We start from the raw sequence: 9084 nt of genomic DNA, 5'->3' as shown, positions 1-9084 counted from the left end.
TGCCAGCCCAGCCAGGCGCCCAGCGCGCCGAGCAGTTTGAAATCGCCGTAGCCCATGCCTTCCTTGCCGGTCAGCAGCTTGAACAGCCAGTAAATCGACCAGAGCGACAGGTAGCCCGCCACCGCGCCCCAGAGGGCGTCCTCCAGTGGCACAAAGCCCCCCAGATGATTGACGATCAGCCCGAGCCAGAGCAGCGGCAGCGTGATGGCATCGGGTAGCAGTTGGGTATCGATGTCGATCATCGTGAGCGCAATCAGCGACCAGGTGAACACCAGTGCCGCCAGGCCGACGCCGGTCACGCCAAACTGGTGAATCACAAACAGGCTCGACAGGCCCGTCACCAGCTCGATGATCGGATAGCGGGCGGAAATCCGGCCTTTACAGGCCGAGCATTTGCCCCGCAGCACCAGATAGCTGATCACCGGCACGTTCTCCCAGGGCTTGATCCCGTGCCCGCAGTGGGGGCAGGTGGAATTGGGGGTGATCAGGTTGAACGTTTTCTGCGGTTCCGGTGGTGACTGCTCCAGCAGCTCGCAGCACTGCGACCGCCACTCCGACTGGAGCATTTTCGGCAGGCGATAGATCACCACATTGAGGAAGCTGCCAACCAGCAGACCTAAAACAGTGGCGCTGATGAGCGCCACTGAGGGGTATAACTCTAATACTTCGTGAATAGATGCCATGAATTAAACGACCTGACCGATTTGGAAGATCGGCATGTACATGGCAATCATAAGGCCACCGACCAGTACGCCAAGTACGGCCATAATCATGGGTTCAAGCAGTGATGTCAGGCTGTCCACCTGGTTGTCGACGGCTTCTTCATAATACACCGCGACTTTCTCGAGCATTTCGTCCAGAGCACCTGATTCCTCGCCGATAGAGGCCATTTGAATCAGTAAGGTTGGGAACATTTTCTGCGCTCGAATTGCTGTGTTTAACTGAATGCCTGTTGATACATCTTCGCGTATTTTAATAATGGCGTCCCGGTAAATTCGGTTGCCTGCTGCACCTGCCACCGATGTCAGTGCGTCGATAAGTGGAACGCCTGCAGCGAAAGTCGTGGAGAGTGTGCGTGCAAATCGTGCCATAATTGAAAGGTACAGAATATTCCCTACCACAGGTACTTTAAGAATATATCTGTCGATAGCATAGCCTACACTTTCAAATCTTTTCTTTGCTTCCTTGAATAAAAATACAAACGCAGCCGCTCCCAGTATAATTTTGAACCAGTGGTTTTGAGCCAACTCTGATAAGTTCAAAACAAAAAGAGTAAATGCAGGGAGGTCTGCACCAAAACTACTAAATGTCTCGGCGAACTGCGGAACCACTTTGACCAGCAGAATACCTGTAACGATGATGGCGACAACTATTACGGCTATCGGGTAAGTCAAAGCTTTTTTGATTTTGGCTTTCAACGCCTCCGTCTTTTCCTTATAAGTGGCGATGCGATCCAGCATGGTTTCAAGGGCGCCAGATTGCTCTCCAGCCTCGACAAGGTTGCAAAACAAGTCATCAAAATACTTTGGATGTTTGCGCAGGGCTTGAGCGAAACCTCCTCCGGCGGCTACATCCTCCCGAATTTCCATCACCAGCTTTCGAACATTAGGGTTGTCCAAACCATCCGCTACAATTTCGAACGATTGAACCAATGGCACCCCGGCCTTCATCATAGTGGCCATTTGTCGGGAAAAGACGGCAATATCGCTGGGCTGTATTCGCTTTCCTCCGCCACTGAATAAAGGCTTCGGTTTTTTCTTGACCTGATTTGCTCGAATACCCTGCTTCAGGAGCTGAGCTTTGACGATTGCCGGGCTTAAGCCTTCTACCTCTCCTTCTATTTTAGAACCCCTTTTGTCAACCCCCTTGTAAACGTATGTTGAAGAAGTCGACGTTCGGGGTTTGGGCTTGTTTTTTGATGTGGCTGGTTTAGCTTGGGCGGTGGTGGCCATAAGCGTTAATCCTTGGTGACTCGGTTGGCTTCTTCAAGGCTGGTCAACCCTTGCGCCGCTTTGCGCAGGGCTGAAATCCGCAGGTTATTAAAGCCCGCTTCGCGGGCCGCTTTGGCAATTTGCAGGGAGTTGCCTCCCTCCATTATAAGACTGGCAATGGTCGGCGTGATGCGAACCACTTCATAGACCCCGACACGACCTTTATAACCATTGGTGCACTGTGCGCAGCCCACCGGGTGGTAAAGTTCCAGTTCGCTGCGGGGAATCCCGATCTCGTCGAAACCCTCTTCACTCAGCACGGCATCCGGGATATCCGTTGCGGGCTTCTTGCAGCTTTTGCACAATCGACGGGCCAGGCGCTGAGCGATAATCAGGCTCACACTGGTGGCCACGTTAAAGGCCGGCACGCCCATATTGAGCAGGCGGGTCAGCGTTTCCGGGGCGCTGTTGGTGTGCAGGGTGGACAGCACCAGGTGGCCAGTCTGGGCCGCCTTGATGGCGATTTCCGCCGTCTCCAGGTCCCGGATTTCCCCCACCATCACCACGTCCGGGTCCTGACGCAGGAAGGAGCGCAGGGATTCGGCAAAAGTCAGCCCTACCCGGGTGTTGACCTGAACCTGGTTGATCCCCTCCAGGTTGATTTCCACCGGGTCTTCGGCGGTGGAGATGTTGCGTTCGCTGGTATTGAGAATATTCAGGCCAGTGTAGAGGGATACCGTTTTCCCGGACCCCGTGGGACCTGTGACCAGAATCATACCCTGAGGCTGGGCCAAGGCATCCATATAGAGTTGCTTCTGGTAATCCTCGTAACCGAGCGCATCAATGCCCATTTTGGCGGAGCTGGGATCGAGAATCCGCAGCACGACCTTCTCCCCAAACAGGGTAGGCAAGGTATTCACCCGGAAGTCGATCGCCCGGCTCTTGGAAATCTTCATCTTGATCCGACCGTCCTGGGGTACCCGGCGTTCGGAAATATCCATCTGGGACATTACCTTCAGGCGTGCCGCCAGGCGGGTCGCCAGGTTGATTGGAGGCTTGGCCACCTCCTGCAGGATGCCGTCTGTGCGAAAACGCACTCGATACGCTTTTTCATAGGGTTCAAAATGGATATCCGAGGCGCCACCCTTGATGGCGTCCAACAGAATCTTGTTGATAAAGCGGACAATCGGAGCCTCATCCTCTTCTTTGCCCCCGTCATCCTTCGGGGCCTCGGGTTCTCCGCCCTCGGTTTCCAGGCTATCCAGAGCGTCGTCGTCCAGTCCGCCCAAGGTGTCACTAATCGACTCTTCTTGAGCGTTGATGTAACGGTCAATAGCGGACGCCAGCTTGTCAGCCTCAACCAGAATCGGGTCTGTGTTCAGGCCGGTATTGAACTTAATTTCGTCCAGCGCATGAAGGTTGGTTGGGTCGGCCACTGCCAGAAACAGCCGATTGCCCCGCTTCATCAAGGGCAGGGTATGGTGCTTCTGGATCAGTTTCTGGTCCACAAGCTTCGCGGGTATTGATATAGCTGAGAGACTATCGAGGTCAAATACCGGGGTGCCGAATTCGTCGGCGGCGACCCGGGCGATAGTGGAAGCATCGAGAATCTGATGAGTGACCACATGCTGCACAAAGGGCACGCGATCGCGTGCCGCCTGGGCCTGAGCCTGGCTCGCCAGTTCGGAATCCAGCAGGCCATCGTGGACCAACCGGCGTGCCAGGCCGCTGAGAGCGGGTGCAGAGGTATTCATAAATGCCTGATTTCCAAGAGCTTTTATTCTGTTCGCTGACCATGTGCCACGGCGGATGAAAGCCGACCTGTGGCGTGAAAGTCAAAGCAGAGTCTTAACTGTATACGATAAGTCCATGGGATATCTACAATTCTAGCGCAGGAATCGTTCTTGGTGCTTTTAAGCCCAATTCCCCGTCCCTCTATAAACTGTGATGCGGTTCACAATATTGAAAATTGAGGGGTGGCTATGCCTGATTCTTTGGCTGGAAAAGACGTCGTCCGGTTGGTGAGGGTGACAAAAAATGTCATTGGCAGGCAGGGTGCGTCCAAGGTTGTCGCATAAATCATTATTATGAAGGGGGTCGGGTTGATTATGGAGTGACCATGGCTCAGGTGGTGGGTTTGGGCGGTTTTGGCACAGCTTATGCAGTCTCTCCTCTGTCTGTAACTATATCCACCAACGGAGTCTCAAACCATGAAACAGATGCAAAAAGGTTTTACTTTGATTGAACTGATGATCGTTGTAGCGATTATCGGTATTTTGGCTGCGGTAGCTCTGCCTGCTTACCAAGACTACACGATTCGAGCCAAAGTTTCTGAGGGGTTAACGTTGTCCTCCGCGTTGAAGACTGCTATTTCAGAAACTTTCCAAAGTCGTGGTCCGGGAACTATGCTTTGTAACGATGCGGCGACTTGTGCCGCTCTTGGCGCCTCTCCGATGACCGCTGCACAGTTGGCACAAAACCAGAATGTTACTTCCATCGAAAGTGATGCTACAGGGATCATTACAATTACCTATGATCCTTCTGTGGTTCCTGCTGGGGCCGAAACTATCTTGATCTCTCCACAAGATAGTGCTGGCGCAGCTCTAGATCTGCAGGCAGCCGGTGCTGGAACGCAAATTACTTGGGATTGCTCTGGTGGTACGGTAGAGGCGAAGTATCGTCCCGCCAACTGCCGTTAATTCAAGCGTTACACGGCTCGTTTCCAGCAAGACCTTCGTTTCGGCGGAGGTTTTGCTTTAAAATATGAAGCTGTTAACGTTAATTGACTTAAAATTATTAAAATCTTGCTATTCCTATTTTATTGAATGATGGCTGTCAGAGCCTTGTTGGTGTCCAACACCAATGCTGGGTGGTTGCTTAGCTGTTCCTTTGCCCCCTTATCTCTACGCTTTTTCATTATCGTTTATAGTCTCGCATACTGGGTACACGCTATGCTCCCGGAAACGGATGATCTTCGGGTGTGATGCAGGATTCTCTCGTGTGAAATCTTTCCCGATGCCAGTAGCTGTTTGCTTGGTGTGATAGGCTGCGGGTCAGATCAAACCTAGTCTGGCGTCGTGGAACCTCATCCCGTTAGCTGGCAGGCTGCCTTCTTAGACTGAAGTGGTCGCATGCCCGAATAACACAGGGCACTCCGATATTGACGGGAGCTTGGCGGAACATATTACCAATGCCCATCGCTTTCGCGAGCTTTATTTAGCGGCCAACCCAGACTCCTAGGACGATGTTCCTGAAATCGATTTTGATGAACGTGCTGTGATTGCCGTATTGGCTGGCCGACAGTCAAATGGTGGTTATTCGGTATATGTCAGTGAAGTCGACGCACGGGACGGCGGTCTTGATGTGGGCTATACGCTGGTGTCTCCGTCCTCGGATTGCGCGGTTACCACCCAAATGACGTATCCTTACTGCTTTGTGTCTCTGCCGAAAGTCCAGGATCAGGTTCATCTTTCCGGCCAAAGCGTATCGGCCTGCGGGCTGGAATTGGAATAGAACGCCAATACGGTACCGTTGCGATTATCGATCGATAAGAACGGAATTGTTGGCGTGCAATACTCTTGTCGATACCGGTTCAGCGGCGCTATATTGCAACCTACACGTCGAGATGCTCGGCACTAAGTTGTTTTCGACGCCAGATCCTTTGGGTTTTTGTGATCTGGCTCTCAAAGCGAAGGCGTGTCAGGTTGGCACAGGGATTTTCAGGGACACCGTAGCTGCTTCATCCAAGTTTCGCTCTTGCGTAATCTTCCTGCTTTAAATCCCCTGCCTTCAATCTTTAAGTGCCGGTAGCCAATACGAACATGGCGATCTTGTTGAGGGCGGTACATTTGAAAGTTCTGATTGTGGTTTTAGTCGGTATTGTGTTTTTTACGTTTGTTGCAAGTGGAGTTGCTATGACATCGCTAATCAGGGGAGAGAAAACCGAGATCGTTGTATTTTCGCCTATGGCAGGGCGCCTTTTGTTTGAAGGTCGGCCTGTTTCGGGGGCTGAACTGAAACTATGGGTTAAATGGAAGGATAAAAAAGGTGAAACCTATCATTATAAGACCGATGAAGACGGTATTTTTTTCATTCCCCAGTTAAACGATACGTATAGGGATAGCCCGCTTGCTCAGCTCGTAATCACCCAGGAGATAACCGTGGAATATCGCGGTGAGAGCTATTTAATATGGACGTTGAGTAAAAGCAAAGGGGAACTGAACGTCGAATTCGGGGGAGAGCCTAAAAATCTGGTCTGCGAGCTAACTGAAGATCTTCGTCCTATTCGTACCGATGATGCACTTTTGGGGGCCCGCTGTACTTGGGAGGTTTGATTTAAAAGGAGTTTTTATGAGTACATTGAGTCCAACGGTTGCGGCGGAACTAGCGACTGATATCTACCGGGTACAAACAGACAATCAGGTGCCTATCTTTCTGTCCCATCCCGCTTTTTCCAGAACGAAGTCTAAACCCTCAACCGCTTTTCGGCACCTAAAAGCCGAGCTGGGTGGCCGGCTGATCCTGAACCGAAAGAATGGTTTTGGAATATGCTCAATGGGCGGAGATTATCATGAGGGCGAAGTGTTTCTGGTGTTCAGAGGTACTACGTCGGCCAATGATCGAGCCGACTTTCTGACCGATGCGAGAATTGGCATCACCAACAACGAAGCTGGTTTACCTGTTCACTGTGGGTTCCATCATTGTTTTGCCAGTATGCTGCCTGCACTCAAAGCGTTTTTCGCCTCCTTGGGAGGCAATATCAAAGTGGTCCACTGTGTGGGCCATAGTCTGGGAGGCGCGGTGGCCTCTCTGGCAGCGGATTGGGTTGCCAGACACCTCAAGTATGCGACGCGGCTCTATACGTTCGGGGCGCCACGGGTTGGTACTGACTGGTTTGTGAAAAGTACCACCTCCGCTGTTCAGGGGGTGAATATGCATCGGATTTATCACAAGACGGATCCGGTGGCCATGGTGCCTTTATATCCGTTTATGCATGCCCCTTATAACTTACCAGGTCACTATATACACTCTCATGAGCCTCTGTTGTCAGGCGACGCTCATCGAATGGATCGCTATGTGAAGTCTGTGAAGGGGAAGTCCTGGGAGTCGATCAAGGGAAACCCCGAGCCACCTTATACGCTTGAGAGTGCTATTGAGTCCTGGTTGGAGTCTAAAACGCCGGTAAACAGTTCATCACCAACATTCTGGAGGTGGGTCGACTCGGCGCTGATCTATGTCATCAAGAAGGTCGCCATGGCGATGTTGGTGACGTTTCAGGGGGGCGTTTATCGGGTTTTTCACGGTGGCGGACAAGATGGCTTACCTGTTGGCGAAGGGCATCAAGATGGCGGAGCATGTCGGTTACTGGGTGGAACGCCTGATGCGAAAGATCATGCAGGCGTTGGGGATGCGCGCCCCAGAGAGCAGGGAATCGCTGACCGAGGGGTTGATTCGCCACGTACTGCGACGGTTGATGGCTCAGTCAAATAAAGATGCTCGAAACGCGATTCAGAAGTCAGATGGTTGATGCAAAGGGGGTAACGCTTCAGCGCGGCATTAGCCAATATCTTCTTTCCGCGTGAGGAAATCCACAATGATCTGGTGGCGACTCTCAACGAGCAATGTTTCAATGATGTGAAAGTCGATATTCAGGTAATCGTGCACAATGCGATTTCTAAGTCCAACGATCGCGTTCCAGCTTGTCAGATCGTTTTTGGAAATAACCTTTGCCTCCGATAAGGCCCGGAACGCATCATAGGCGGATACGGGAACTTGATGCCCCTTGGTTTTCAGGAGGTGTTTGGCCTTGCCTATCGCATTTTCCGTAAGCACCTGGATGGCATGCAGCACTCCATTCTGTTCCAGCTCTGTCAAAGTCTCTCCTGAACGGATACGCTGAACGGCCTGGTTTAGTAGGCGTCCTTGCCGCTCTGCGAGACGGGCGGTTTCCTGTAAATACAGATCAAGCTGCATAGACATCGTTCCAGTAGTGTTCTTCCAGATCGCGCCAGGTTCGGCTTAAAAAATGAAACCAGGGGAGCCGGGTTATCAGGGGGCGCCCCTCTTCGGCAACCGCCGCTCTCATGGCCAGTCCCGCCGTCGGTAGCTCCACCAGATCAATGGCTTCTGCAGGGACGGACAGCCAGTTGGCGAGATCCAGTCGTAATGTTTCCGTTTCGGTAAGTGTGTTCCAGGTATCGTTCAGGGCTTTGGGCCACTGGATGGCAAAATCCCAGTCGCTGTCGGGGTGGGCGTCTCCTCTGGCCCGGCTGCCTATAAGCGCACAAATCTCAAGCTCTGGGAAACGGTTGGCTAGGTGGGCGCTCAAGCGATCAAGGTCTTTGTTTGTCATAGCCGTTGCGGGTCTGGTTCATGAGGTTATGGTTTGATTCTACGGGGCGGAGTGGCGGGCGGCAAGTTGGGTGGGTGTTGTGGGGTTACGGCGGGTGCGCTTTGCTTACCCGCCCTACGCAGAGTTTGAGTGCCACCCATCGAAGGGTTGGGGTTCAGATTGGGCGGATGATGCGGGCGGGGTTACCAGCGGCGAAGTGGTCGGCGGGGATGTCTTTGGTGACCACGGCGCCGGCGCCGATGACGCAGCGGTTGCCGATGGTGACGCCGGGGCAGATGATGGCGCCGCCGCCGATCCAGACGTCTTCACCGATGGTGATCGGTCTGCCGGCTTCCAGCCCGGAGGCGCGCTCTTGGGCATTCATTGGGTGGGTGGCGGTGTACACCTGGGCGGCGGGGCCGAACAGGGTGCGGGCGCCGATGTGCACCTCCGCCACGTCGAGTACCACGCAGTTGAAGTTGAAAAACACCTTTTCGCCCAGGTGGATGTTGTCGCCGTAGTCGCAATAGAAGGGCGGTTGCATCCAGACGGTGTCGCCGCCGTCGGGAATCAGTTCGCGCAGTAGCTGGCGACGCTTTTTCACTTCGTTATCCCGGCTGGCATTGAGGCTTTCGAACAGCAGGCGCGCCCGGCGACGGGCGGCGCAGAGTTCGGCATCCATGGGGTCGTACAGCGCCCCCGACAACATTTTCTCCCGCTCGGTTTGGTGATCGCTCACAGCATCAGGCGCCTCGGGCAATGAAGAAGGGGTTCAGTACCGACTCTTCCTGGTTGTAGCGCAGCGGCTCGCCGCTCTCGGCG

Annotated in this window: 10 protein-coding genes; 4 read left to right on the top strand and 6 right to left on the bottom strand. The window is 53.2% G+C overall.

Annotated elements, in window-relative coordinates; genetic code table 11:
• The 3 genes from B3187_RS08890 to pilB all read right to left on the bottom strand — a co-directional run.
• Nucleotides 1-683, bottom strand: a 683-nt coding sequence (locus tag B3187_RS08890; RefSeq protein ID WP_286805853.1) for a prepilin peptidase, incomplete at its 3' end; no start/stop codon positions are given.
• Between the two features lie 3 nt (nt 684-686).
• Entirely contained in the window at nt 687-1952 is a 1266-nt protein-coding gene (locus tag B3187_RS08885) for a type II secretion system F family protein (protein WP_286805852.1), read from the bottom strand.
• Nucleotides 1953-1957: 5 nt separating this feature from the next.
• Nucleotides 1958-3685 (bottom strand): type IV-A pilus assembly ATPase PilB, encoded by a 1728-nt coding sequence (pilB, locus tag B3187_RS08880; RefSeq protein WP_286805851.1) that lies wholly within the window; start codon nt 3683-3685, stop codon nt 1958-1960.
• A gap of 456 nt (nt 3686-4141) precedes the next feature.
• Between pilB and B3187_RS08875 the strand changes: the two genes are divergently transcribed.
• The 4 genes from B3187_RS08875 to B3187_RS08865 all read left to right on the top strand — a co-directional run bounded on the left by B3187_RS08875 (nt 4142) and on the right by B3187_RS08865 (nt 7421).
• Entirely contained in the window at nt 4142-4630 is a 489-nt protein-coding gene (locus B3187_RS08875; RefSeq protein WP_286805850.1) for a pilin, read from the top strand.
• A gap of 577 nt (nt 4631-5207) precedes the next feature.
• Nucleotides 5208-5444: a protease complex subunit PrcB family protein gene (locus B3187_RS17570; RefSeq protein ID WP_353743445.1), complete on the top strand. Its 237-nt coding sequence runs from the start codon at nt 5208-5210 to the stop codon at nt 5442-5444.
• Between the two features lie 335 nt (nt 5445-5779).
• Nucleotides 5780-6265 (top strand): DUF6795 domain-containing protein, encoded by a 486-nt coding sequence (locus B3187_RS08870; protein ID WP_286805849.1) that lies wholly within the window; start codon nt 5780-5782, stop codon nt 6263-6265.
• A gap of 16 nt (nt 6266-6281) precedes the next feature.
• A complete protein-coding gene (locus tag B3187_RS08865; RefSeq protein ID WP_286805847.1) occupies nt 6282-7421 on the top strand; it encodes a lipase family protein in 1140 nt (379 codons plus the stop codon).
• A 66-nt stretch (nt 7422-7487) separates the two neighbouring features.
• On the opposite strand, the gene hepT is transcribed toward B3187_RS08865, so the two are convergent.
• From hepT to B3187_RS08850, 3 genes are all read right to left on the bottom strand, one after another.
• The gene (hepT, locus tag B3187_RS08860; RefSeq protein WP_265368699.1) at nt 7488-7904 is read right to left on the bottom strand and encodes a type VII toxin-antitoxin system HepT family RNase toxin; all 417 of its coding nucleotides are present in this window, start codon (nt 7902-7904) and stop codon (nt 7488-7490) included.
• Nucleotides 7894-8283 carry a nucleotidyltransferase family protein gene (locus B3187_RS08855; RefSeq protein ID WP_265368698.1) on the bottom strand — a complete coding sequence of 130 codons (390 nt, stop codon included), beginning with the start codon at nt 8281-8283 and terminating at the stop codon, nt 7894-7896. The genes hepT and B3187_RS08855 overlap by 11 nt, the downstream gene beginning before the upstream one ends.
• 154 nt (nt 8284-8437) lie before the next feature.
• Entirely contained in the window at nt 8438-9001 is a 564-nt protein-coding gene (locus tag B3187_RS08850) for a sugar O-acetyltransferase (protein WP_286805846.1), read from the bottom strand.
• Nucleotides 9002-9084 lie beyond the last annotated feature (83 nt).

The sequence above is a fragment of the Marinimicrobium sp. UBA4209 genome (assembly GCF_002381585.1).
Taxonomy (GTDB): Bacteria; Pseudomonadota; Gammaproteobacteria; order Pseudomonadales; family Cellvibrionaceae; genus Marinimicrobium; species Marinimicrobium koreense.
The sequence above is the reverse complement of the archived record's forward strand: the minus strand, read 5'-3'. Positions and strand labels throughout refer to the sequence as shown.

Excerpts from the sequence above, each read along its gene's own strand:
- hepT (WP_265368699.1), bottom strand. The coding sequence starts at position 7,904 with ATGCAGCTTGATCTGTATTTACAGGAAACCGCCCGTCTCGCAGAGCGG.
- B3187_RS08855 (WP_265368698.1), bottom strand. The coding sequence starts at position 8,283 with ATGACAAACAAAGACCTTGATCGCTTGAGCGCCCACCTAGCCAACCGT.
- pilB (WP_286805851.1), bottom strand. The coding sequence starts at position 3,685 with ATGAATACCTCTGCACCCGCTCTCAGCGGCCTGGCACGCCGGTTGGTC.
- B3187_RS08865 (WP_286805847.1), top strand. The coding sequence starts at position 6,282 with ATGAGTACATTGAGTCCAACGGTTGCGGCGGAACTAGCGACTGATATC.
- B3187_RS08885 (WP_286805852.1), bottom strand. The coding sequence starts at position 1,952 with ATGGCCACCACCGCCCAAGCTAAACCAGCCACATCAAAAAACAAGCCC.
- B3187_RS08875 (WP_286805850.1), top strand. The coding sequence starts at position 4,142 with ATGAAACAGATGCAAAAAGGTTTTACTTTGATTGAACTGATGATCGTT.